Consider the following 24,594-nt stretch of genomic DNA (forward strand, 5'->3'; position numbering starts at 1 on the left):
TCATACGGACTCTCGTTAAAATGGATCTTGTCGGAGCTTGATATCGTGTGCCCGCGAGAAGTGCGGCGCGGCCGCCCGCGTCACGTGTCATCCTTCTCCGGCGCGGCGGAGGGCAGGCGGATGACGAAGCGCGCCCCGCCGGCGCCCTCCTCTCCCTCTTCCAAGGTGATGGTGCCGCCGAGCTGGCTGACCGTGTTGTGGACGATGTGCAGGCCGAGTCCGGCGTGGCCACGGTCGCGGCGCGTGGTGAAGAAGGGATCGAAGATCCGCATCCGAAGCTCGACCGGGATGCCACACCCGTCGTCGGCGACGGCCAGTTCCACGAAATCCGCCGTGCCCTTGCGGGCGGCGACCGTCACGGTGCCGCTTTGCCCATCCGCCCCCATCCCATCCGCGAACCCGTGGTTCACCGCGTTCAGCAGCAAGTGCGAGACGATTTGCGCGATCGCCTGCGGGTAGGCGTCCATCATCAGTCCCGGCGGGCAGTCCACGACGACCCGGTGTTCCGCCGGCTCCCAGAAAGGTCCCAGCGCCTCGACAGCCTGCATCAGGCAGAGGCGCAGGTCGAAGCGTCTGCGCGTCGCCCCCGCCGGGTCCACCGCCAGTTCCTTGAAGCGCTGGACCAGTTCCGCCGCGCGGGCGGTGTTGTTGACCAGCAGCTCGGACACGTCGCCCAGGTCGGTCAGAAAGCGCTCCAGCTCGCGGCGGCGCAGCTGGCCGGAATCGAGAAGGCGCTTCATCTTCGGCACCTTCTCGCGGATCAGGGTGGAGGTGGTGAGCGTGATGCCGACCGGCGTGTTGATCTCGTGCGCCACCCCGGACACCACCTGCCCCAGCGCGGCCAGCTTCTCCGCCTGCACCAGATGGGCCTGGGTGCGCCGAAGCTCAGCCAGGGTGGAGTCCGCCTGCTCCTTGGCACGGCGCATCTCGTCCTCGCGGCGGTTGATCTCGGCGGCGAAGTGGTGGACGGCGCGGGCCATGTCGCCCAGCTCGTCCCGCCGCTCCAGGTCGGTCACCCGCCCGTCGCGCGGGTCGCGGGCCAGCCGCCGGGTGGCGCCCTGAAGACGGCGCAGGGGCCGCGTGATGCCACCGGCCACCAGGAGCGCCGCCCCGGCGGCGAACAACAGGCCGATGGTCGCCCCGACGACCAGGGTGGAGCGCAGCAGATCGGCGCTGCGCACCGCGCTGTCCTGGAACAGGTCGTTCAGGCGGCGGGCGGTGGTCATCACCGCGGCGGCGTCCATGTCCATGGCGGCGACGGCGCCGTTCTGGCGGGCCAGCCCGTCGGTGGCGCGCTCCAGCCCATCGCGCCACGCGGTGATGGCGGCCAGCATCCCGTCCTGGACCAGCGGGGAGATGGGCAGCCCGGCCACCCGGTCGCGCAGCCGCCCGCTGTCGGCCGCGACGTCGCGCAGGCTGCGGGGGTCGCGCCGCTCCAGCGCCCTCAAAGTGCGTCCGCTGAGCGTCAGGGCCGTCATGGCGAGCGTCTGGGTCTCCTGTTCCATGGCGTGGCCCGACACGGTGTGGCGCAAGAGTTCCACCACCTCGGCCTGGACGGCGCTGTGGCCGGTGTCGGCGGCTTTCAGCAGCCGCTCGGCGAGCGCGTCGTAGCGGGGCGCCAACTCCGAAAGCGTGCTCCGGTCCAGCCGTTCGGCCCGCAACCGCGACAGCTCGGCCAGGGCCGTCCTATGGCCGGTGTCCCTATGGACGGTGTCGGCGGCAAGCAACCCGGCAAGACCGTCGGCGGTTCGCTCCACACGGTCCAGCCACAGGGCAAGGGCACCGAGCCGTGGCGGCGAATCGGGGGACGGGTCGGGCAATTCGGCGGTGACCGCCTCGTCCTTCGCAGCCAGCCGGGCGTTCAGCGTCGCTTCCCGCAGCGCGTGCAGGCTGTCCACCATGTCGCGACCGGCGCGCAACTGCCGGTTGGCCTCGGCCAGGGAGGCGACGAGGGCCGCGTTGGCGGCGTGCTGCCGCTGGCGTGCCTGTTCGGCCAGGGCGAGCAGGCGTGCCTCCTGCTCCGCCATGCCACGGGCGCGGGCGTCGCTGAAGGTGATCGCGTCGACCAGTTCCTCCAGCCGGGCGGCGTGACGGTCGGACGCGCGGCGGGCGGTCTCCACGGCGTCGGCCTGAATGCCTTGGTCGGCCAGCCCTCCCAGCGCGTTCAGCGCCGCTCGCGCGCCGTGGGTGGCCCGGCGGAACGTGATCTCATGGGGAAGGCGGCTTTCCGCGGATGAGTGGATGAAATCGTTGCGGGCCGCGGTGGCGGCGATCATCTCGCGGTAGACGGTGCCGGCCAGGACCGCAGCCTCGCGCGAGCGGCCGGCGCGTTCCAGCAGAATCCAGGCGGACACCGCGATCAGCGCCGCGATGACCACCGGGATACCACCCACCGTCGCTATGCGATACGAGATCCTCATTACGCTCCGCCGGCTGCCGTTCCTCCAGGGGACTGCGGAACAGGCCGGCGGCGGAACACCGCAAAGCTAGCGACAGCACTCTTGAGTTGTCGAGTTCTTTCAATTTTGCCGAAAATTAAAACTAATTTGCGGTCGAGTCGGCAATCGGCGGCTGTAGCGGTTTCAGGTCATTAACGCGCCGCCCCGCTGGGCGCGGGGCTGGTCGAGGTTGGAGCCGCCGTGTCGAGCGGCGGCGCCGCGGCCGGATCCGCCTCCGCGCGGCGCTTCAGGATCATCAGGCCGAGCGTGGTGACGATGGTCCCGGCAACGATGGCCAGGACGTAGGGGCCGAGCGGCGTCACCGCGTTGGGGATCGCCAGCACGAAGACGCCGCCGTGCGGCGCCCGCAGGCCGCAGCCGAACCACATCGACAGGGCGCCGGCCACCGCCGATCCCGCCATGGCCGCGGGGATGACGCGCAGCGGGTCCTTGGCGGCGAACGGAATTGCCCCTTCGGTGATGAAGGCGAGGCCGAGCACGCCCGCGGCCTTGCCCGCCTCGCGCTCCTGCAGGGTGAAGCGGCTGGGCACGATCATGGTGGCGAGCGCCAGTCCGAGCGGCGGCGTCATGCCCGCCGCCATCACCGCGGCCATCGGCGTGTAGGTGCTGGAGGCCAGTAGCCCGACCGCGAAGGTGTAGGCCGCCTTGTTGACCGGTCCGCCCATATCCAGCGCCATCATGGCGCCGAGCAGCGCGCCGAGCGCCACCGCGTTGGCTCCGGTCATGCTCTGCAGGAAGGCGGTCAGCCCGTTCATGATCGCGGCGACCGGCGTGCCGATGACGTAGACCATCAGCAGACCGACCGCCAGCGTTCCCAGAAGCGGGATGATCAGCACCGGCTTCAGTCCCTCCAGGTTCTGCGGCAACCGGATGGTGTCGCGCAGCCAGCGGGCGATGTAGCCGGCCAGGAAGCCCGCCACGATGCCGCCCAGGAAGCCGGCGCCGATCTTGGCCGCCAGCATCCCGCCGATGAATCCGGGGGCGAGGCCGGGCCGGTCGGCAATGGAATAGGCGATGTAGCCCGCCAGCACCGGCACCATCAGCCCGAAGGCCGCCTCCCCGCCGATCTGCATCAGCGCCGCAGGCAGGGTCCCCGGCTCCTTGAAGGCCTCAATGCCGAAGACGAAGGACAAGGCGATGATCAGGCCGCCGGCCACCACGAAGGGCAGCATGAAGGACACCCCGGTCAGCAGGTGCTTGTAAGGGCCGGACTGCGCCTCCCTCTGCCGCGCCTTGACGCTCGACACCTCCTCGACGTGGGCGGGAGCGGCGGCATTCCCCGCCGCGGTCGGGGCCGGCAGGGCGAGCGCCTCGTCGATCACGCGGGCGGGCTGCTTCAGCGCCTCCCCAACCGAGGTCTTCAGCAGGCGCTTGCCGGCGAAGCGCTCGGTGGCGACGTGGGTGTCGGCGCCGATGATGACGGCCTCCGCCTCGGCGATCTCCTCCTCGGTCAGCGCGTTCTTCGCGCCGACCGAGCCCTGGGTCTCGACCTTGATGCGGTAGCCCTTGGCCTGGGCGGCCTGCTTCAGGGCCTCCGCCGCCATGAAGGTGTGGGCGATGCCGGTCGGGCAGGCGGTGATGGCGACCAGCAGGCCGGGGCTGCGCACCGCGGTGGGTGTCGGATTCGGGGCTGGTTGCGGAGCGGCGGTTTCGGGCTGCGCGCCGGGAGCATGGCCCAGGGCGTTGCCGATGACCGATTTGGTATCGCGAATGGCGGCTGCGGTCGAGGTGCGCAGGATCGGCTTGCCGACGAAGCGGGAATCGTCCACGGCGATGTCCGTGGCCAGGATCACCGCGTCGGCCGCCCCGACGTCGGCGGCGGAGAGCGGCGTCTGCACGCCGTTCGACCCCTGGGTCTCCACCGCGATGCTATGCCCCATCAGCGCGGCGGTGCGGCGCAGCGCCTCGGCCGCCATGACGGTGTGGGCGATCCCCGTCGGGCAGGCGGTCACAGCCACGAGCTTTGCCATCGCGATCCCTCCGGCGCTGAAAAGCCTTACAAGTCCTCCACCCGCACGTCCTCCACTCGAACGGCCCGCATCAGTTCAGCGAGCCGCTCCGGTGGGGGCAGTTCGGGGCCGAGGCGGGACAGCGTGCCGGCGGCGAAGGCGGTGCCGCGCCGCGCGCACTCCTCCAGCCCCATCCCGTCCAGCCGGGCGGCGACGACCCCGGCCACCATGGCGTCCCCGGCGCCGACCGTGCTGGCAACCTCCACGGGCGGCGGGACGGCCAGCAGGGCGCGGTTGCCTTCCACGAAGACGGCCCCCTCGGCGCCCAGCGACACGACGACGAGCGCGATGCCGGACTCCGACAGCTCGCGGGCGGCGCGCACCACCTCGCCCCGATCCTTCAGCGGTCGGCCGAGCAGTTCGGCCAGTTCCGCCGCGTTGGGCTTCACCATGTCGGGGCGGGCGGCCACGGCGTGGCGCAGCGGCGGGCCGCTGGCGTCCACCACCACGAAGGCGCCGCGCCGATGCAGGGCGGTGACCATCTCGGCATAGGCGGTGTCCGGCACACCCGCCGGGACGCTGCCCGACAGAACGAAGGTCCGGTTGGTGACGGCGAGGTCGTCCACCACGGTCAGCAACCCGCGCCAGCTTTCCGCCGGAACATGCAGGCCCGGCAAGTTGATGTCGGTGACGGAGCGGCCCTCGCGGTCCACGAGCTTGATGTTCACCCGGCTGCGCCCCGGAAGGCGCAGGCAGCGGTCCCGGATGCCGCGGCGGCGGAACAGCGCGTCGAACACGGCGGTGTTCTCCTCGCCGAGAAAGCCGGTGGCGGTGACGGGTGTGGCGCCGCCGGACAAGGAGGCGCCGGCCAGGAAGGCGGCGACGTTGATGCCCTTGCCGCCGGCGGTCCGCGTCTCGGCGACCGCCCGGTTGACCACTCCGGCGGCGAAACCCGGCACGTCGAGCGTCTGGTCAATGGCGGCGTTCAGCGTCACGGTGACGACACCGGGGCGTGGGGTGGACAGTGCGCTCATGACACGCCTCCGGCGTCGGCGAAGCGTTGACGGACCAGCGCCCGAACCTCGGCCGCGTCGGCGCAGTCCAGCGCCTCGCGGGCGGTGCGCTCGGCGTCGGCCATGGCGATGGCGCGCAGCCGCGCCTTGACCGAGGGAACGGCGGGAATGGCCACGCTCAGCTCCGCGACGCCCAGCCCGGACAGCAGCACCGCCCCCGCCGGGTCGCCGGCCACGCCGCCGCAGGCGCCGACCCAGATCCCGGCGCGGCGGGCGGCGTCCACCGTGCGCTCCACCATGCGCAGGACGGCGGGGTGCAGCCCGTCCGCCTGCGGGGCCAGGACCGGGTGCAGCCGGTCCATCGCCAGCACATACTGCGTCAGGTCGTTGGTGCCGATGGAGAAGAAGGACACCTCCCGCGCCAGCCGGTCGGCCATCATCACGGCGGACGGCACCTCGATCATGATGCCAAGTTCCACGGGCGGAACGTCCAGCTCCCGCCGCACCGCCTCGGTGATCATCTTGGCGCGCTCCAGTTCGGCCGGGGCGGCGATCATCGGGTACATGATGCGCACCGGCCCCTCCACCGAGGCCCGCAGCATGGCGCGAAGCTGGGTGCGGAACAGGTCCTCCCGCTCGAAGCACAGGCGGATGCCGCGCACCCCCAGGAAGGGGTTCCCCTCCGCCGGCATGCGCAGGTAAGGGACGTTCTTGTCGCCGCCGATGTCCAGCGTGCGCAGGATGATCGGCAGACCGTTCATCGCCCGCACCATGGTCTGATAGGCGGCGAACTGCTCCTCCTCGTCCGGCGGCAGGTCGCGCTGAAGGAACAGGAACTCGGTGCGCATCAGCCCGACGCCCTCGCCGCCCGCCTCCACGGCCTGCACCGCCTCCGCCGGGTCGGAAATGTTGGCGGCGACCTCGACGCGCCGGCCGTCCACAGTGATGGCCGGCTTGTAGCGGTCGAGCCGCTCGGCCTCGCGCCGCTCGCCCACCTTGATCCGGGCCTCGGCCGCGCGGCCGCGGTCGCGCTCGCTGGGGTCGGCGACCAGAACGCCGCCGTCGCCGTCGAGGATCGCCGCGCGCCCGTTTTCCAGGTCCAGCACCGACGGTCCGGCGGCGACCACCGCGGGAATGTCGAGCGAACGCGCGATGATCGCTGTGTGGGAGGTGGCGCCGCCCCCCGCCGTGCACAGCCCAAGCACCTTGGCCGGGTCGAGCTTCGCCGTATCGGACGGCTCCAGATCCTCGGCGAGCAGGATGACGGGGTGGTCCGGCAGGGCCGCCATGGTCTCCGTCACCGCGGCGAGCAGGCGCAGCACCCGGCGCCCGACGTCGCTGAGGTCGGCGGCCCGCCCGGCCAGCAGCGGGTCGGCGAGCTGGGCCAGCGTGCCGGCGCGCTCCTCGTAGACCGCGCGCCACGCCCAGCCGGCGCTCTTGCCCCGGTCGATCAGGGCGTGGGCCTCGGCGACCATCTCCGGATCGTCGAGAAGCTCCTGATGCGCCTTGAAGATGGCAGCCTTGGCGGCGCCGGCCTTCTTCCAGAACTCCTCGTGCAGGTTGCGCAGGTCGGCGGCGGCGGCGGCGAGCGCCTGATCGAGCCGGCGGTGCTGGGCCTCGGGATCGGGGGCGGTCTCGGCGACCGTCAGCTCCTCGCGCTGGAACTTCCAGACCGGACCGGTGGAGACGCCAGGCGAGGCGGAGATGCCGACGATCACCCGCCCGTCATAATCGAGGTCGGCCGGCGCGGTCCGCGGGGCCGGTTCCTCCGCGGGTGCCGCCGTGGGAGCAGGCTCGTCCAACCCCGCTTCGAAGGCGGCACGGATGGCCTGGAGCGCCGCCGCGGCATCTTCCCCTGAGGCGGTGACGGTCAGCGGCTGACCGCCCGACGCGCCGAGCCGCAGCAGGGAAATCAGGCTCTTGGCGTTGGCCGTGGCGCCGCCGTGCCGGACGGCGATCTCCGCGCGGAAGCGCTTGGCGACCTCGACCAGCGCCGTCGCCGGGCGGGCATGCAGCCCGTGGGGCGAGGGGGCGGTGACCGCTACGGAGTCCCCGTCGATGGGAACCGCGGCGGACTCCGCCGCGAGTGCTGTGGGTGCCTCACCGTTCAGCACGGCCATGATGGCGCGCGGGTCGCGGGTGGTGCCCAGCCGTTCGGCCTCAGCGGGGTCGCCCAGCACGCCGGTCAGCCGTTGCAGGACGGCGATGTGCTCGTCCGACTTGGCGGCGATGCCGACGACCAGACGCGCCGGCTCCCCACCGCCCCAGTCCACGCCGTGGGGGAATTGGACGACCACCACGCCGGTCCGCCGCACCAGATCGCGCGCTTCGGGAAGCCCGTGGGGGATGGCGATGCCGCTGCCGAGATAGGTGCCGGACACCGCCTCGCGGCCCAGCATGCTGTCGATGTAACCGGGTTCGATCAGGCCGCTGTCGACCATCGCCTGCCCGGCGACGCGGATGGCCTCCGTCTTGTCCGGCGCCGAAAGCCCAAGGCGCACCTGCGATTCGGAGACCTGAAGCATCGCCCGTCCTCCCCCCGCGCGGAGTCCGTGCGCGGGGCCGGACTCGTCCTTGGAGGAGAGTAACGCATCAGTCGCAGTGACGTTCCGGGACAGATTCGCGCAGGGCGTCACCACCACTGCCGCCGCGCGTGTGGGCCAGCATGCCGGTGACGCGGGCGACCAGCGCCGTCGTCTCGAAAGGCTTCTGGAGGACCTCGCAGCCCGGCTCCAGGATGCCGGTGCCGAGCGTCGCGTCGTAGGCGTAGCCGGTCATGAAGAGCACCCCCAGCTCGGGCCGCCGCTCCCGCACCGCCTCGGCCAACTGCCGCCCGTTCATGCCGGGAAGCCCGACATCGGTCACCACCAGATCGGCGCGCAGCCCGCCGTCCAGCAGCTCCAAAGCCTCCGTCCCGTCCGACGCCTCGACCACGTCCAGCCCGGCGTCCTCCAGCGCCTGCACCGCGACCATGCGGACCAGCGCCTCGTCCTCCACCAGCAGCACGGTTCCGGCGGTGTTGTCCACCGCAGCGTCGGCGGCGGGCATCGCGGCGGCCCCCGAAGGCAGTCCGGCCCACTCCTCCCCATCGCAGCGCGGCAGGTAGAGGCGCACGGCGGTGCCCCGCCCGGCCTTGCTGTCGATGCGCACCAGCCCATGCGACTGGCTGACGAAGCCATAGACCTGCGACAGACCCAGCCCGGTACCCTGCCCGATCGGTTTGGTGGTGAAGAAGGGGTCGAAGGCACGCTTGATGATGTCGGGCGGCATGCCCATCCCGGTGTCGGCGACGGTCAGCACGACGTAGTCGCCGGGCACCGCGCCGGAGGCGTCGCCCGCCACGTCGGCCGCCGTCAGATGGGCGTTGGCGGCGGTGATGGTGATGCGCCCGCCGTCCGGCATGGCGTCGCGGGCGTTCACCACCAGATTCAGCAGGGCGATCTCCAACTGGTTGGAATCGCACCAAGCCGCCCAGAGGTTCGGCGGGCAGTCGGTGGCGATGGACACCTGCTCGCCCACCGTGCGGCGCAGCAGGTCCTCCATCCCCTCGACCAGCACGCAAGGCTTCGTCGCGTCGGGGCGCAGCGGCTGCCGCCGGGCGAAGGCGAGAAGGCGCTGCGTCAGCCCGGCGGCGCGGGTCGCCCCGACCTTGGCGTGGATGGCGTAGTCGCGCAGGTCCGCCCGCTCCGCCGTGTCCAAGCGGGACAGCAGCAGATCCAGGTTGCCGGAGATCGCCGTCAGCAGATTGTTGAAGTCGTGGGCGATGCCGCCGGTGAGCTGGCCCAGCGCGTCCATCTTCTGGGAGTGGCGCAGCGCCTCCTCCGCCCGTTCCCGCTCCGCCTCGGCGCGCAGACGGGCGGAGACGTCGACCACCGCCGCCATGGTGCGCAGGAAACCACCCCATCCATCCCGCTCGATCCGGGCGGAGACCAGCACGTCGGCGACCTCCCCCGACCGCTTGACCAGCCGGTAGGGCATGTCCTGGAACGCCCCGAGCCGCAGCAACTCCGGCCAGCGGCTCTCCCGGTGCTCCCGCGCGACGTCCGGCGGCATGAACTCCGTGATGTTGCGGCCGAGCACCTGGCCCCGGCTCTCATAGCCCATGAATTCCAGCCAGCGGTCGCTGACGCTCAGCAGCCGGCCCTCGGCGTCCAGGGAATGCAGCGGCACCGGCGTCTTGGCGTAGAGCGCGCTGAGGTCGGCCTGGGCGCGCTGCCGCTCCGCCACCTCGGCCAGCAGCCGGCGGTTGGCGGCCACCAGCTCCGCCGTGCGCTCGGCCACCTGCCGTTCCAGATCCTCGCGGGCGTCGGCCTGGGCCGCGCGGGCCTTCACCGCGTCGTCGATGTCGGTGCAGGTACCGAACCAGCGGGTGATCCGCCCGTCCCCGTCGCGCAACGGCACCGCCCGCCCGAGGAACCAGCGGTACCGGCCCCCGGCCTCGCGCAGCCGGTACTCGACCTCGTAGAAATCGCCCGACCGCACCGCGGCGGTCCACAGGGCGGCGGTCCGCGTCCGGTCGTCCGGATGCACCACCTCCATCCAGGCGGTGCCGGTCATCGCCTCCGGCCGGGTGCCGGTGTAGGCGAACCAATGCAGGTTGTAGTAGTCGGGAAGGCCGTCCGGCGGGGCTGACCAGACGAGCTGCGGCATGCTTTCCGCGATGGCGCGGAACTTGGCCTCGCTGTCGCGCAGCGCGATTTCCGAGGCGCGGCGATCGGTGATGTCGCGCACCACCACCGAATAGGCGGCCGGCGCGCCCGTGGCGTCGCGCGCCACGGTCAGCACGGTGGAGCCGAAGAACCGCCGTCCGTCCCGCGCCGCGTGGATCCACTCGACCTCGCGGCGCTCCTTCTCCGCCACCCCGGACAGCAGGCTGCGGATGTTGTCCGCGCAGCGCTCCTCCGGCGCGAAGAGCAGGGACAGCGGGCGGCCCAGCGCCTCCTCCTCGGTGTAGCCGAAAAGGCGGCGGCTGCCCTCGTTCCACGAGGTGATGCGGCCCTCCAGGTCCAGCGTGACGATGGCGTAGTCGCGGATGTCGTCGATGGCCTGCCGCAGCCGGCGCAGATTCTCCTCGGCCAGCCGCCGCTCGGCCAGGGTGCGCGCCTCCAGGATCGCCCGCTCCACCGCGGCGGGCAGATGGGCCAGCCGCTGCTTCAGCACATAGTCGCGCGCGCCCATCTTCAGGGCCGACACCGCCGTCTCCTCCCCCATGCGCCCGGACAGGAACAGGAAGGGGATTTCCGGAGCGCGGGCCTTGGCGATCTCCAGCGCCTCCAACCCGTCGAAGTCCGGCAGGGAGAAGTCGGCCAGGATCAGGTCGAAGCGCCGTCCGTCCCCCGCCGCCTTGACCAGCGCCGCCTCGAAATCCGCGCGGGTGTCCACGCGGGTCACGTCGCAGGAGATTCCCGCCTTCCGCAGGCGCGCGAAAGCCAGCTCGCAGTCCAGCGGGCTGTCTTCCAAATGCAGGATGGTCACGGCAGCTGGCATTCTGGCGGGCATTCCTTCAGGCGCCTTTTCCCGCGGGCGGGGTTCCCGCCGGGCGGCGGGCGCAGCCGACCGGGGGTTCGTTCAGGATCGCCCAAAAAGCGCCCAGGTCGCGGATCGCCTGGAAGAAGGCCTTGAAGTCCACCGGCTTCACCACGAAGGCGTTCACGCCCAGCTTGTAGCTGCGCACGAGGTCGCTTTCCTCGCGCGACGCGGTGAGCATCACGATGGGGACATGCCGGGTCTCCGGATCGTTCTTCACCCGCTCCAGCACCTCCAGCCCGTCGATCTTCGGCAGCTTGAGATCGAGCAGGACGACGGCGGGAAGCTGGGTCGGCTTCCCGGTTTCCGGATCGCGGCGGGTCAGCATCCGCAGCGCCTCCTCGCCGTCGCGGGCGACGATCACGTCATTGGCGAGCTGGCATTTCTCCAGCGCCGCCAGGGTCAGTTCCAAATCCCGCGGGTTGTCTTCGACCAGCAGGATGGGTTTCAGGTCGCTCATGTCTCAGATCACTCATCGAGATCGCGCAGATCGGGTTTCGCCACCCCGGCCTTCGGCAGCGTGAAGTAGAAGATGGCCCCCTTGTCGAGCCGCCCGTCGGCCCAGGTCCGTCCACCATGGCGGTCCACGGCGCGGCGCACATTGGCCAGGCCGATGCCGATGCCTTCGAACTCCTCGTTGCGATGCAGCCGCTGGAACACCCCGAACAGCTTCTTCTCGTAAGCTTGGTTGAACCCAACCCCGTTGTCCCTGACGAAGAAGAGGGTTTCGGTGGGCCGGTCTTCGCAACCCACGGCGATGCGCGCCGGTTCCCGTCCGCGGGAGTATTTGATGGCGTTCGACAAAAGGTTTTGCAGAACCAGCCGCATCATCACCGGATCGCCGCGCACCGTGGGCAGCGGGGCGATGTCCCATTCGACGGCCCGCCCGGCGGTGTCGGGCGCCAGCGTTTCGCGCACCTCCGCCACCAGGGCGTTCATGTCCACCAAGACGGGGGTCAGCTCGCTGCGGCCCATCTGTGAGAAGTGCAGCAGATTGTCCACCAGCGTGCCGGCGCTGTTGGCCGCGTCCACGATGACGTTCAGATAGCGCTTTCCGGTGGCGCTCAGCTGGTCCGATTCCAGCTCCTGCAACAGCTCGGCGTAGCCGACGATGTGGCGGAAGGGTGCGCGCAGGTCGTGGGAGACAGAGTAGGAAAAGGATTCCAGCTCCTTGTTGGAGCGCGCCAGCTCCCGCGACAGGGCGGCCAGCTCCTCCGCCTTGCGCAGGACGATGCCTATGACGGCGTGTCGCAGCGCCGCGGCGGTGTCGCGCTCCGCCGCGGTCCAGGGCAGCGCGCGGTGGCGCACCGTCTCCTTCCAGGTCTCGAAGGAGGCGCGCGGGCTCAGGCCCCGCCCTTCGCGGTCGAGCGGCTTGCGCGGGTCGCCGCCCCAGCGGACGGTCTGCACCACCTCGGGCCGGAACCACAGCACGTAGCTGGCGTGCAGCTTCGACACGGCGATGGCCAGCAGCCCCGCCGGCTTGCCTTCGAAGTCCGCGGCGGCCGGGTAGAGGGCGGGCAGGCTGTCGGTCTCGAACTGCTCCGGCTCGCCCTGGGTGCCCAGCCAGTCCACGAGATCGCGCACCTGCTCTTCCGTCGGGGTGTCGCCGACCAGCGTGCAGCGCCGTTCGAAGACGACGGCGGCCCCGCTGGCGTTGGCGAAGCGCAGCAGATCGTTCGGATTCTCGGTCAAGCCGGCGATGAAGGGGTCGGCCTGAGCCATCGCGGCCAGCAGCCGCGCCTGGATGGCTTGCAGGGCGATGCGGTGCTCCGCATCGCGCCGGTCCTCCACCGCGGCGATGCGCACCGACAGGATTTGGGCGATCAGATCGCAGGCCGAGCGTACGGCGTAGGACACCGCCCTCGGCTCATGGTGGTGACAGGAGACCAGCCCCCACAAGGCCCCGTGCAGCAGGATCGACACCGACATCGAGGACGCGGTTTCCATGTTCCGCATGTACTGGACATGCACCGGCGACACGCTGCGCAGGACGGAGAAGCTGAGATCCAGCGGCGGCGCCCCCGCGGGAACCAGAGGCACCGGGATGTAGCCGGCGTCGGGAATCAGCCGCTGGCGGTTCAGCCGGTACAACTCGCGCGCCTGGGTGGGAATGTCGGAGGCGGGAAAGCGCAGATCCATGTAGGAGGGCAGTTGCCCGTTCCCATCCTCCGCCACCACCGTGCCGTGCCAGTCGGCGTCGAAGCGGTAGATCAGCACGCGGTCGAAGCCGGTCAGCGCCCGGACCTCCCGCGCGGCACAATTCAGGAGATCCGCTGGCGTGTTCAGCGCGTCCAGCTGCTCCAGCGCCTCACGCATGCGTGGGTAGACGTGGTCGAGAAGGTCGGTCTCCAGCCCGTCCAGCCGTTCCAGCTCCAGGATCACCACGGCCTCGCCCGCCGCGTCATTGACGGCGTGGGCGAGCAGCTGGTGACGACCGGCGCCGGGCAGTTCGGCCACGGCGACCGGCACCGGGCGGGACGGCACCGGACCGGCGGCGAGAAAGGAGCGGACCGCTCCGGAGATCCGCGGGTGCAGGGCCTGTTCCAACGGCTGACCCAACGCCTGCCCCAGCGGCTGGCAAAGCGCCGGCGCGGCGTTGGCGCTGGCCTGGATCAGGGTGGCACCCGAATTGCTCCCGGAGAAGGCCAACAGCATGCCGTGGGGCTGGACGCTGCCGGGACGGTGGATCGGTTCCCGGCTGCAGGCATCGAGATCCAAATCACCAACGGTCATGGTGCTGGTCCTCGTGGTGGCGTTGACTCCAGAAGCAAAGACAATCCAATAGGTGGCTCCTTAATGCCCTGCTCGCTGTCCGGTCTATTCGATGATTCCAGGTAATGTCGAATGTTTCGACATGGCGGGCATCGCTTTGGTTATCAACGGCGGGTGACTTAGACAATACCACTTCAGAACAAGGACATAAGCGGTTCGTCATATAGATCGACCCTCGTTGCGCGCAATACGGGAAAAGGGGGTAGGGAGGAATACGGGGGATCGCTGGGGGAGTATCCCCGCGGTTGGAATTGATCCCTGCACCACGCCGACGAGTGGCTGACCGAGCTGTCGACCGCCGGGTGTTTGGGAAGCGTGCGGACGGACCGGGGGTGAGATTGCCCGGAGCGCTGGACTTGTGCATAACGGCTTTCGGCGGGAGATTTCCCCAGGAACGGCGTCGTGAAGGTCCCATCCATGGAAGTGCTGCGATTCGCGCCGGAGGATTTTTCCCACGAACTCCTGGCGCTTGAAGTCGCCAAGCTCATCAAGGACGAAACGCCCCCGGCGGACCCCCTCACCTTCCACGCCTATTGGGACGGCGTGCTGAACGAGAAGCATCTGATTTCGGTGAAAAGCTGCTATCTCTTCAATGTCCGTGGCCGTGAGAACCGGATCGTCGTCTGGACGCGGAATGGCGTCGACAATGACTGTTTGAGCGAAATCGGAAAGTACGCCGAGATACGCGCCTTTTCCGAGCGCGACGAGTGCCGCGGCACCTTCCTTGAAGGGCACGATTTCGGGCGGTCGATCGATGCGTCCTTCTATTCCGACATCGTCCGGTACATTCTTCTCTACAAATACGGCGGTGTGTGGTTCGACCTCGACTGCCTGTTCCTGAGAAGCGTCACACCGCTCCTGAATCAGTTTCCCGGCAAGATCCTGGCCTACCGGTGGGAGCAGCAGAACTATCCCAACGGCGCGATCTACGTCGCCCCCACGCCGCGTTCGGAGGCGATGAAGGGCAACATCGAATTCATCCGGAACCGTGGCCGCGGCTGGGGTTTCCAGCAGGCCGGGCTGGTGTACGACACGCCGATGGACATCCTGGTGCTTCCGTGCCCCTGGTTCGACGCCGGGTGGATCGACAATCCCGTGCTTCACTTCGACCGCTTCATGAAGGCGTCGCCGGTCGCATACGACCTCGACAGCTTCTTCCCCGGCGCCTTCTGCTTTCACTGGCACAACAAGTGGTTCGACGCCATCGAGCCGTCGAGTCCGATGGATCGGCTCGCCCGGGACATCGACCGGCGGCTGTCCACGGGGCGTTGAGCGCCGACGCGATCTTCGCCGCCCGACCTTGTTGAAGCCCCGACGCCGGCCGGGAAAACGCCCGACGGACAACGACGGAACGGGGACGCTCCATGACCACCACGCTGACGGGAAGCGCCGACCGCCTGGAGGCCGGCGGCTGGGCGGCCAGCAGCAACGTCTGGAATCCGGGCGGCTACCGCAACGGCAAGAACTTCACCCAGTCCATCGTCCTCGACGAGGCGACCTTTCCGAACGGAACGGTGATCAGTTGGAGCTGGCCCTACGACAGCCGGCGTGCCCTGACCTACGAGAATTACCCGGTGCGCGCCTATCCGGAGCTGACGCACGGCGTCAATCCGTGGAACGGGGCGCCGTCCACCAGCACGGACCTGCCGGCGCGGATCGCCGACCTGCCCAACTTCGACGTGACCTACAAGGTGGGGCTGACCGGTGCCACGAACCTCTACAACGTCGCCGTCAGCCTATGGATCGGCGACGACCCGGCCAAGGGGATCGAAGGCGTGACCGACGAGGTGATGGTGTGGCTGCACAGCGGCTACTTCACCCCCGCCGGGGAGCCGGTCGCGACGCGGACCGACGCGCAGGGGGACGCCACCCTATGGAACAAGCCGGTCTTCAGCGGCGGGGTGGACGGCAACCCGATCGACTGGGAATACACGGTCCTGCAGTACGGCGACGACCGGCTGGCCGGGACGCTGGACCTTGATGGGCTGCTGGATGAGCTTCAGACCCGCGGGATCATCAACGAGACGGACTGGATTCTGGGCTTCCAGTTCGGCGCGGAGGTGGCGGCGGGTGCAGGGTCGATGACGGTCGATCAGCTGGCCGTGGACTTCACGGCGCCCCGGGCCCCGGCGGTGGTTGCGACGCCGCCGGAGCCGGTGATCGGGGTGGTGCCGTCGGTGTAGGGGTGAGCGGCCATGCCGGCCTCCCACCCCCACTCCCCGACGGATCAGCCGGCCAGCGACTTGCCGGCGGCGCCCAGATCGGCGAAGGCCTCGTCCAGGCGGCGGACCATGCCCTGCTCGCCCAGGCGCAGCCACTTGCGCGGGTCGTACAGCTTCTTCAGCGGCTTGCCCGACTGCGGGTCGATCTGATGACGGAAGGCCGCCTCGTTCTCCAGCACGAAGCCGCCGATGGACTCGGCGAAGGCGAACTGGGTGTCGGTGTCGATGTTCATCTTGAACACGCCGAAGCCGACCGCCTGGGCGATCTTCTCCTTCTCCGAGCCCGAACCGCCGTGGAACACCAGCGCCAGCGGCTTGGCGCCGCCGCCGTGACGTTCCGACACCAGAGCCTGCGAGGCGCCGAGGATCTCCGGGCGCAGCTTGACGTTGCCCGGGGCGTAGACGCCGTGGACGTTGCCGAAGGAGGCCGCGACCGAGAAATGGCCGATGGGCGACAGCTCCTCATAGGCGCGCAGCACGTCTTCCGGCTGGGTGTAGAGGTGGGCGTTGTTGGCGGCGTCCAGATCCTCCGACCCGATGCCGTCCTCCTCGCCGCCGGTCACGCCCAGCTCGATCTCCAGGCTCATGCCCAGCGGGGCGAGGCGCTTGAGAACGCGGGCGCATTCCGACAGGTTGAAGTCCAGCGACTCTTCCGACAGGTCGAGCATGTGCGAGCTGAACAGCGGACGGCCGGTGCGGCGGAAATGCTCCTCGCCATGGCCGATCATGCCCTCGACCCAGGGGATCAGGCCCTTGTTCGCGTGGTCGGTGTGCAGGACGACGCAGACGCCGTACTGCTCGGCCAGCAGATGGACGTGCTGGGCCGCCGACACGGCGCCGAGGATGCGCGCCTGGAGCGCGTCCTTCATGCCCTCGCCGGCGTAGAAGCGGGCGCCGCCGTTGGACAGCTGCACGATCACGTCGGAGCGGTTCTTGGCCGCCGCCTCGAGGACGGCGTTGATGCCGTTGGTGCCGACCACGTTGACCGCCGGCAGAGCATAACCGCCGTCCTGGCAGGCGGCGATCAGCGCGCGGTAGTCCTCTCCGGTCACGACGCCGGGCTTCAGTCGGGTCGGGGCAGACATGGGTGAATTCCTCCCTCGGAAAAATACTGCCTTGAAACGTCGGTTCAAACGTCGGTTCGATCGTTCGGTCAAGCCCCATATGGGCATGGGACCGACGAACGCCACGCGCTCTTTTTGCCACTTCCCGCGCCGGAACGCTGCAAAAGACTTGCCGCGAAAGCCACACTGCACCTGTGACGAAAAGACCCGCGGCATCCGTCACGAGCCGTTGAAATCGAGAGCCAACGAAGGAGACCTGGACCATGGACGCTCATTGTGTCTGGGAGGCGGGTGCGGCGCTCGGCGAGGGGCCGGTCTGGTCGCCGTCGCGCAACGCCCTGTTCGCCGTGGACATCCGCGGCGCGCGCCTGCTGCGCTACACCCCCGCCGACGGCCGGGGCCGCGACTGGCCGCTGGAGGAGGCCGCCTGCTGGCTGGTCGAACGGGCAGACGGCGCCGGCTTCGTCGCCGGTCTGCGCTCGCGCCGGCTGGTCGGCCTGACGCTGGACGGCGACCGGCTCTCGGTGGAACCCGAGGTGCTGCGGCTGGAGGAGGATGCCCCCGGCAACCGGCTGAACGACGCCGCGGCCGACACGGCAGGGCGGCTGTGGGTGGGCAGCATGGACGACGCGGAGCAGGACGCCTCCGGCGCGCTGTACCGCGTCGACCCGGACGGTTCCGTGGAACGGGTGGACGAGGGCTACACGGTCAGCAACGGCCCCGCCTTGTCCCCGGACGGGCGGACGCTCTACCACACCGACAGCCCGCGCCGGACCATCTACGCCTTCGCCCTGGCCGCGGACGGCGCCCTCTCCGGCAAGCGCGCCCACATCCGCTTCGGCGAGGAGGACGGCTACCCCGACGGCATGACCTGCGACGCCGAGGGGCATCTCTGGGTCGCCCACTGGAGCGGTGGACGGGTCAGCCGCTTCCGGCCGGACGGGACGCTGGATCGGGTGGTGCGGCTGCCGGTGTCCAACGTCACCTCCTGCGCCTTCGGCGGGCCGGGCCTGGACCAGCTGTTCATCACCACCGCCGGCCAGGATGCGCCGGCCGGGGAACCGCTGGCCGGCGCGCTGTTCGCCTGCACGCCCGGCGTCGTCGGGCTGCCGCCGGGACGGTTCGGCACGCCCTGACCAAGCGGCAAGTCTCGGGCGCAAGTCTTGCCAGCGGATTTGATATACTAGTATAACTAAGCCGCTGAACAGCAGCCGTCACCGCATGGCGGAAGGAACGCCCGCCGCCGTGGCGAGGCCCACCGCCAAGTGATAGATCTGTGCGGACACCGCAACGCAACCGGCGCCACCGGGGCGGCGGCGTCCGCAACCATGCCGAAGCCGTTCTCCCACAAGGGAAAAAGGGCTTTAGCAGGTGCAGCAAACTGCTTTACAGTTGCAAGCATATCCTTCCTCGACGGTTCCACCTTCGCACAGCCGGAGCGACCCACGATGACCACCGACGCCGCCCTCCGCCCCACCGCTCCGGTCACCGACGCCGAAACCGGCACCGACGACAAGGATTTTCCGCTGCGCGAGGACATCCGCCTGCTCGGCCGCCTGCTCGGCGACACGGTGCGCGAGCAGGAGGGCGACGGCGTCTATGGCGTCATCGAGAGCGTGCGCCAGGCGTCGGTCCGCTTCAACCGCGACGACGACGACTCCGCCCGCCGCGAGATGGCCGAGATCCTGAACGGCCTGCCGCGCGACACGATGATGTCTGTGGTGCGCGCCTTCTCCTACTTCCTGCACCTCGCCAACATCGCCGAGGACCAGCACCACATCCGCCGCACCCGCGACCACGCCATCGCCGGCTCGCCGCCGCGGGAGGGCACCCTGCCCTACGCGCTGGACCGGCTGGAGGCCGCCGGGATCAAGGCGGACCGTCTGGCCGGCGTGCTGGGAATCGCCCAGGTCAGTCCGGTGCTGACCGCCCACCCGACCGAGGTCCAGCGCAAGAGCATCCTGGCGCTGGAGCACAAGGTGGCGTCCCTGCTGGACACCCGCGACCGCTCGCGCCTGACGCCGGAGGAGGCGGAGGCCAACATGGACGCGCTCCAGGAGGCCATCCTGACCCTGTGGCGCACCCGCATGCTGCGCCCGCAGCGCCTCGCCGTGATCGACGAGGTGAAGAACGGCATCTCCTACTACACCGACACCTTCTTCGCCGAGCTTCCCAAGCTGTTCTGCCGCTTCGAGGATCTGCTGGCCAAGCGCTTCCCCGACCGGGAATGGTCGCTGCCGCCCTATTTCCGCATCGGGTCCTGGATCGGCGGCGACCGCGACGGCAACCCCTTCGTCACCGCGCCGATCCTGCGCGAGGCGATGCGGCTGCAATCGACCGCCGCGCTCGACCACTACCTGACCGAGATCCACGAGCTGGGCGGGGAGCTGCCGCTGTCCGAGCTGCTGCTCGGCACCTCGCCGGAGCTGGAGGAACTGGCCAAGCGCTCCCCCGACCATTCTCCGCACCGCGCCGACGAGCCGTTCCGCCGCGCCCTGACCGGCATCTACGCCCGTCTGGCGACCACGCTGCGCACGCTCGACCAGCATGAGGCGCTGCGCAATGCGGTCGGCAAGGGCGATCCCTACGCCACCAGCGGCGAACTGCTGGCCGATCTGGAGGTGCTGGCCGCCTCGCTGAAGGCCCACGGGGCGGGCCGTCTGGCCGCCGGGCGGCTGCGCCGCCTGATCATCGCGGTGAAGACCTTCGGCTTCCATCTGGCGCCGATCGATCTGCGTCAGAACTCCGACGTGCACCAGCGCACGGTGGCGGAGCTGCTGGCCGTCGCTGGCCGCTGCGCCGACTACGCCGCCCTGTCGGAGGACGAGCGCATCGCCCTGCTGGCCGAGGAAATCCAGAGCCCGCGCCCGCTCCACTCGCCCTACCACGATTATTCGGAGGAGACGGCGGGCGAACTGGCGATCTTCTTCGCCGCCCGCCAGCTGCGCGAGACCTACGGGCCCGCCGCTCTGCCGAACAGCATCATCTCCAAGACGGACGGCGCGTCCGACCTGCTGGAGGTGGCGCTGCTGCTCAAGGAATCCGGCCTGCTGCGCCCGGGGGCGGGCGGCGAGCCGGCGCTCGGCCTCAACATCGTCCCGCTGTTCGAGACCATCGAGGATCTCCGGCAGGCCCCGGCGACCATGGAGCGGCTGTTCACCCTGCCCGCCTACCGCGCCCTGGTCACCTCGCGCGGGGACGAGCAGGAGGTGATGCTCGGCTATTCGGACAGCAACAAGGACGGAGGCTTCCTGACCTCCGGCTGGGAGCTGTACAAGGCGGAGATCGAGCTGGCGAAGCTGTTCGACCGCCACGGCGTGCGCATGCGGCTGTTCCACGGCCGGGGCGGCTCGGTCGGCCGCGGCGGCGGCCCCAGCTATCAGGCCATCCTGGCCCAGCCGACCGGCGCGGTGTCCGGCCAGATCCGCATCACCGAGCAGGGCGAGGTCATCGCCTCGAAGTACGGCCGCCCCGAGGTCGGGCAGCGCAACCTGGAGGTCCTGACCGCGGCGACTCTGGAAGCCACCCTGCTCGACCTGGAGAACCGCGTCGAGCCGGCGGAGTCCTTCTACGCGGCGATGGAACGGCTGTCGGAGCTGGCCTTCGGCGCTTACCGCGGGCTGGTCTACGAGACGCCGGGCTTCACCCAGTATTTCCGCACGGCCACGCCGATCTCGGAAATCGCCACGCTGAACATCGGCAGTCGCCCGGCCTCGCGCACCAAGTCGGACCGCATCGAGGACCTGCGCGCCATTCCCTGGGTCTTCTCCTGGGCGCAGTGCCGCCTGATGCTGCCGGGCTGGTACGGCTTCGGCAGCGCCGTGGAGGCCTGGCTGAAGGAGGAACCGGACGGGCTCGCCCTGCTCCAGCGCATGAACCGCGCCTGGCCCTTCTTCAAGTCGCTGCTGTCCAACATGGACATGGTGCTGGCCAAGAGCGACCTCGCCATCGCCTCGCGCTACGCGGAGCTGGTGGAGGACGTCGAGCTGCGCGAGCGCATCTTCGGCCGCATCCGCGAGGAGTGGCAGCGCACCCGGCGCCATCTGCTGGCCATCGCCGGCCATGACGAGCTGCTAGGCGAGAACCCGCTGCTGGCGCGGTCGATCCGCAACCGCTTCCCCTACATGGACCCGCTGAACCACGTGCAGGTCGAGCTTCTGCGGCGTCACCGCGCCGGCAGCAGCGACGAGCGGGTGCGGCGCGGCATCCTGATGTCGATCAACGGCGTCGCCGCCGGCCTGCGCAACAGCGGCTGACCCACCAGGCGGCGCCCCATCCCGTCACGCCGGCGGGATGGGGGGCGGCTGACGGGGACGGCGAAATCGAAGGGCGGCATGGAAAATGGACTGCCACTCCCGATTTCCCGCTTGCTTCCATAGTAATATACTAGTATGTTTCTTCTCGTGTTCAAGCGTTGTGGGCCGCCACTGCGGCGGCTGGCGCGACGTCCTGGACGTTTCCTCCCTAGACTCGAAGGCCATCGGGGACCACCCCGGTGGCCTTTTTTCTGCGCACGCTTTGACTGTGGAGCCTGTTGTCCCTGGTGGGAGGAAAGGAGGTTCCATGCATCCGATCCCGCGCGACGCCAGTCCGGACAGCACGCTGGCCCTGCTGTCGGAGGGTTACCGCTTCGTGATGAACCGCTGCGAGCGCCACGGCACCGACATCTTCGAAACCCGCCTCATGCTCCGGAAGGCCATCTGCGTGATGGGAGAGGAGGCCGCCGGTATGTTCTACGAACCGGACCGCTTCACCCGGAAGGGCGCCATGCCCATCACCACGCTGATGCTTCTGCAGGACCGCGGAGCCGCGCAGACGTTGGACGGCGAGGCGCACCGCTGGCGCAAGCGGATGCTGATGACGCTGATGGAGCCGGAAAACATCCGCCGCCTCTGCGCGGAGGTCGCCACGGAATGGCGCGCCGGCCTGCCGGGTTGGGAGACGGCGGCACGGGTCGTTCTCCTCGACGCCGTGCGGGGGATCCTCTGCCGGGCCGTCTGCCGCTGGGCCGGAGTGCCCCTGACCGGGGAGGAGGGCGGCCGGCGGACCGCGGAGTTCGCCGCGATGATCGACGGGGCCGGTGCGGTCGGCCCGCGCAATTGGCGCGGCCTGTTGCTGCGCACCCGCACCGAACGCTGGGCGCGCGGCCTGATCGAAGACGCCCGCGCCGGGCGGCCGGGCATGGTGGAGGGTGGCATTGAGGGGCGCGCCCTGAACGTCATCGCGACCCACCGCGATCCGGACGGGAGCCTTCTGGACACGACGACGACGGCGGTCGAACTCATCAACATCCTCCGTCCGGTGGTGGCCATCGCCCAGTATGTGGTCTTCGCCGCCATGGCCCTGCACGAGCATCCGGAGCAACGAACGGCACTCCAGGACGCCAGCCCCGAGGAGCTTGAGCGTTTCGTCCAGGAGGTCCGGCGCTTCTACCCGTTCTTCCCGCTGGTCGGGGGGCGCGTGCGCATGCCCTTCGAGTGGCGCGGGCACCGCTTCGCGGAAGGGACCTGGGTGCTGCTGGATTTGTATGGCACCTGCCACGATCCGCGGATCTGGAACGATCCCGAGCGGTTCCGGCCCGAGCGATTCCGCGGGCGGGAGCCGGGTGCCTTCGCCCTCATCCCGCAGGGGGGCGGACCCCATCTTCGCGGTCATCGCTGCGCCGGGGAATGGATCACCATCGAGGTCGTGAAGACGGCGGTGCGCCTGCTGAACCGCGAGATGCGCTACACCGTGCCGGCACAGGACTTGGCGCTGGACCTCTCGCGCATGCCGGCGGTGCCGCGCAGTCGCTTCGTCATCGAGCATGTGGAGCCGCGCCGCAGAGCGGATGCGGTGTTGGACCAGCCGGTTGCGCTTTCCCGACGCGCACATTGACAATCCATACAATCCGGGGTCTTATGTCTGTAAGGGAGCGCCCCGGCTCCCTGCAAGGATCATCATGCCGCCGCTCCCCGCCCCCGCCGCTCAAGCACCCTCGCAGGCACTCACCCAAGCGATCGACTGGGTGCCTTCCCTGGAGGACCGCAGCCGGCCCGTCTACGTCGCCATCGCGGACGCCATCGCGGCGGACATCGGGGCGGGGCGGCTGAGGCCCGGCGACCGGCTGCCGCCGCAGCGGATTCTGGCCGACCGGCTGGGCATCGATTTCACCACCGTCAGCCGCGCCTATGGAGAGGCGCGCCACCGCGGGCTGGTGGACGCGCGGGTCGGGCAAGGCACTTTCGTGCGCAAGACGGGCCATGTTCCCCCGCCCTTCGCCGCGGAGCCGCACTCCACCGCGGGAACGGTGCCGCTGGCCGTCAGCATGGCGATGAACCAACCGCCGCAACCGGGGGATTCCGTCGCCCTGACCGCACGCATGAATCGCGGGATCGCCGCGGCCACAGCGGCTCTCGGGCTGCCGGACCTGCTGCGCTATCCGGACGGGGCCGACAGCCCGGACGACCGGGAGGCGGCGGTCCATTGGCTGCGCCACCGTCTGCCCGGCCTGACGGCGGAGCGGGTGCTGGTGGCGCCCGGCACGCAGGCCGCCCTGCTCGCCCTGCTCTCCGCCCTGGCCCGCCCCGGCGACACGGTCTGCGCGGAGGCGCTGACCTATCCCGGCTTCCGCGCCGCCGCGGCCCAGCTCGGGCTGCGGGTGGTCGGCGTTCCGATGGACGCGGACGGCCTCGACCCGGACGCCCTACGCGCCGCGCTGGCCGAGCACCGGCCCAAGGCGCTCTACTGCATCCCGACCTTTCACAACCCGACCACCGCGACCATGCCCGAGGAGCGGCGGCGGGCGGTCGCCGCGGCGGCGCGCGAGCACGGCGTTCCGATCATCGAGGACGACATCTACGGCCCGCTGCCGGAAACGGCGCCGCCGCCGCTCGCCGCCTTCGCGCCGGAACTCACCTACCATGTCGCCGGGCTTGCCAAATGCGTGTCCCCGGCGCTGCGCATCGCCTATGTGGCGGCGCCCGATGCCCGGCAGGCGCGCCGGGTGGCGGTCGCGCAACGGGCGACCACGCTGATCGCCGCCCCCCTGTCCGCCGCCATCGCCCGGCTGTGGATCGCCGACGGCACCGCGGAGGCGGTGCGCGACGCAATCCGGGGGGAGGCCATGGCCCGCCGGGCGCTGGCCGAATCGCTCCTGCCGGCGGAGCGGATCGTCACCAAGCGCGAGGCCTTCCATCTCTGGCTAAGCCTGCCGGACGGCTGGACCGGTGGGGAGTTCACCGCCCATCTGCGCAGCCGGGGCATTTCCGCGGTGGCCGCGGAGGCCTTCGCCACCACCCCGGACGTGCCCGCGGCCCTGCGCTTCTGCCTGGGCGCCCCGCTGGACCGCGACGAGACCCGCCGCGCGCTGGAGATCCTGGCCGACGCCCTGGTCCTGCCCCCCGCCACCGCGGGAGTCATCATCTGAGGCCATCAAAGCCTGCTTCAGAGTGTCGCATTGCAGGGATCGCCTCCCGAAGAATCGGGGTTTTCCATACATAGCCTCCATTGAATGCATTCAATCGCGCTTGCGGATTTGGCGATTGACGGCATACAGTCGGCGCCATGCCGCAGGCCACCGCTCGGGTGGTCCGGATGTTTGCGCAGAG

At 70.1% G+C, this 24,594-nt stretch carries 14 protein-coding genes; 6 read left to right on the forward strand and 8 right to left on the reverse strand.

The window, feature by feature from the left end; genetic code table 11:
- Window positions 1–80 precede the first annotated feature (80 nt).
- The 7 genes from H0B54_RS16305 to H0B54_RS16335 form a co-directional block, all read right to left on the reverse strand.
- Entirely contained in the window at window positions 81–2,420 is a 2,340-nt protein-coding gene (locus H0B54_RS16305; RefSeq protein WP_246472558.1) for a sensor histidine kinase, read from the reverse strand.
- A gap of 170 nt (window positions 2,421–2,590) precedes the next feature.
- On the reverse strand, window positions 2,591–4,429 hold the full coding sequence (locus H0B54_RS16310) for a PTS fructose-like transporter subunit IIB (protein WP_188261202.1): 1,839 nt from the start codon (window positions 4,427–4,429) through the stop codon (window positions 2,591–2,593).
- A 26-nt stretch (window positions 4,430–4,455) separates the two neighbouring features.
- Complete coding sequence (gene pfkB / locus H0B54_RS16315; RefSeq protein ID WP_188261203.1) at window positions 4,456–5,442, reverse strand: 1-phosphofructokinase; 987 nt, start codon at window positions 5,440–5,442, stop codon at window positions 4,456–4,458.
- Window positions 5,439–7,946, reverse strand: coding sequence for a phosphoenolpyruvate--protein phosphotransferase (ptsP, locus tag H0B54_RS16320; RefSeq protein ID WP_188261204.1), 2,508 nt, complete (start codon window positions 7,944–7,946; stop codon window positions 5,439–5,441). Before ptsP ends, pfkB begins: the two co-directional genes overlap by 4 nt.
- 67 nt (window positions 7,947–8,013) lie before the next feature.
- Window positions 8,014–10,908, reverse strand: a complete 2,895-nt coding sequence (locus H0B54_RS16325) for a PAS domain S-box protein (RefSeq protein WP_188261205.1) — start codon at window positions 10,906–10,908, stop codon at window positions 8,014–8,016.
- Window positions 10,909–10,924: 16 nt separating this feature from the next.
- On the reverse strand, window positions 10,925–11,407 hold the full coding sequence (locus H0B54_RS16330; protein ID WP_094304150.1) for a response regulator: 483 nt from the start codon (window positions 11,405–11,407) through the stop codon (window positions 10,925–10,927).
- 8 nt (window positions 11,408–11,415) lie between these two features.
- Window positions 11,416–13,680, reverse strand: coding sequence for an ATP-binding protein (locus H0B54_RS16335; RefSeq protein ID WP_188261206.1), 2,265 nt, complete (start codon window positions 13,678–13,680; stop codon window positions 11,416–11,418).
- A gap of 456 nt (window positions 13,681–14,136) precedes the next feature.
- Here H0B54_RS16335 and H0B54_RS16340 point away from each other — a divergent pair, with 456 nt between their 5' ends.
- Complete coding sequence (locus H0B54_RS16340; protein ID WP_188261207.1) at window positions 14,137–14,991, forward strand: glycosyltransferase; 855 nt, start codon at window positions 14,137–14,139, stop codon at window positions 14,989–14,991.
- Between the two features lie 92 nt (window positions 14,992–15,083).
- Window positions 15,084–15,902 (forward strand): GH12 family glycosyl hydrolase domain-containing protein, encoded by an 819-nt coding sequence (locus H0B54_RS16345; protein WP_188261208.1) that lies wholly within the window; start codon window positions 15,084–15,086, stop codon window positions 15,900–15,902.
- A gap of 44 nt (window positions 15,903–15,946) precedes the next feature.
- Here the strand turns inward: H0B54_RS16345 and fbaA are convergent, their stop codons facing one another.
- Window positions 15,947–17,026 (reverse strand): class II fructose-bisphosphate aldolase, encoded by a 1,080-nt coding sequence (gene fbaA / locus H0B54_RS16350; RefSeq protein ID WP_188261209.1) that lies wholly within the window; start codon window positions 17,024–17,026, stop codon window positions 15,947–15,949.
- Between the two features lie 242 nt (window positions 17,027–17,268).
- On the opposite strand from fbaA, the gene H0B54_RS16355 reads away from it, so the two are divergent.
- From H0B54_RS16355 to H0B54_RS16370, 4 genes are all read left to right on the forward strand, one after another.
- Complete coding sequence (locus H0B54_RS16355) at window positions 17,269–18,141, forward strand: SMP-30/gluconolactonase/LRE family protein (RefSeq protein WP_188261210.1); 873 nt, start codon at window positions 17,269–17,271, stop codon at window positions 18,139–18,141.
- 312 nt (window positions 18,142–18,453) lie between these two features.
- Window positions 18,454–21,261: a phosphoenolpyruvate carboxylase gene (ppc, locus tag H0B54_RS16360; RefSeq protein ID WP_188261211.1), complete on the forward strand. Its 2,808-nt coding sequence runs from the start codon at window positions 18,454–18,456 to the stop codon at window positions 21,259–21,261.
- 307 nt (window positions 21,262–21,568) lie between these two features.
- A complete protein-coding gene (locus H0B54_RS16365; RefSeq protein WP_188261212.1) occupies window positions 21,569–22,882 on the forward strand; it encodes a cytochrome P450 in 1,314 nt (437 codons plus the stop codon).
- Between the two features lie 64 nt (window positions 22,883–22,946).
- Window positions 22,947–24,413, forward strand: a complete 1,467-nt coding sequence (locus H0B54_RS16370; RefSeq protein ID WP_188261213.1) for an aminotransferase-like domain-containing protein — start codon at window positions 22,947–22,949, stop codon at window positions 24,411–24,413.
- Window positions 24,414–24,594 lie beyond the last annotated feature (181 nt).

It is taken from the genome of Azospirillum tabaci (assembly GCF_014596085.1).
Classification (GTDB): Bacteria; Pseudomonadota; Alphaproteobacteria; order Azospirillales; family Azospirillaceae; genus Azospirillum; species Azospirillum tabaci.

What these genes read in the sequence shown, in the direction of transcription:
- H0B54_RS16305 (WP_246472558.1), bottom strand. Translation starts at nt 2,420, where the DNA reads ATGAGGATCTCGTATCGCATAGCGACGGTGGGTGGTATCCCGGTGGTC.
- H0B54_RS16310 (WP_188261202.1), bottom strand. Translation starts at nt 4,429, where the DNA reads ATGGCAAAGCTCGTGGCTGTGACCGCCTGCCCGACGGGGATCGCCCAC.
- pfkB (WP_188261203.1), bottom strand. Translation starts at nt 5,442, where the DNA reads ATGAGCGCACTGTCCACCCCACGCCCCGGTGTCGTCACCGTGACGCTG.
- ptsP (WP_188261204.1), bottom strand. Translation starts at nt 7,946, where the DNA reads ATGCTTCAGGTCTCCGAATCGCAGGTGCGCCTTGGGCTTTCGGCGCCG.
- H0B54_RS16325 (WP_188261205.1), bottom strand. Translation starts at nt 10,908, where the DNA reads ATGCCAGCTGCCGTGACCATCCTGCATTTGGAAGACAGCCCGCTGGAC.
- H0B54_RS16330 (WP_094304150.1), bottom strand. Translation starts at nt 11,407, where the DNA reads ATGAGCGACCTGAAACCCATCCTGCTGGTCGAAGACAACCCGCGGGAT.
- H0B54_RS16335 (WP_188261206.1), bottom strand. Translation starts at nt 13,680, where the DNA reads ATGACCGTTGGTGATTTGGATCTCGATGCCTGCAGCCGGGAACCGATC.
- H0B54_RS16340 (WP_188261207.1), top strand. Translation starts at nt 14,137, where the DNA reads ATGGAAGTGCTGCGATTCGCGCCGGAGGATTTTTCCCACGAACTCCTG.
- H0B54_RS16345 (WP_188261208.1), top strand. Translation starts at nt 15,084, where the DNA reads ATGACCACCACGCTGACGGGAAGCGCCGACCGCCTGGAGGCCGGCGGC.
- fbaA (WP_188261209.1), bottom strand. Translation starts at nt 17,026, where the DNA reads ATGTCTGCCCCGACCCGACTGAAGCCCGGCGTCGTGACCGGAGAGGAC.
- H0B54_RS16355 (WP_188261210.1), top strand. Translation starts at nt 17,269, where the DNA reads ATGGACGCTCATTGTGTCTGGGAGGCGGGTGCGGCGCTCGGCGAGGGG.
- ppc (WP_188261211.1), top strand. Translation starts at nt 18,454, where the DNA reads ATGACCACCGACGCCGCCCTCCGCCCCACCGCTCCGGTCACCGACGCC.
- H0B54_RS16365 (WP_188261212.1), top strand. Translation starts at nt 21,569, where the DNA reads ATGCATCCGATCCCGCGCGACGCCAGTCCGGACAGCACGCTGGCCCTG.
- H0B54_RS16370 (WP_188261213.1), top strand. Translation starts at nt 22,947, where the DNA reads ATGCCGCCGCTCCCCGCCCCCGCCGCTCAAGCACCCTCGCAGGCACTC.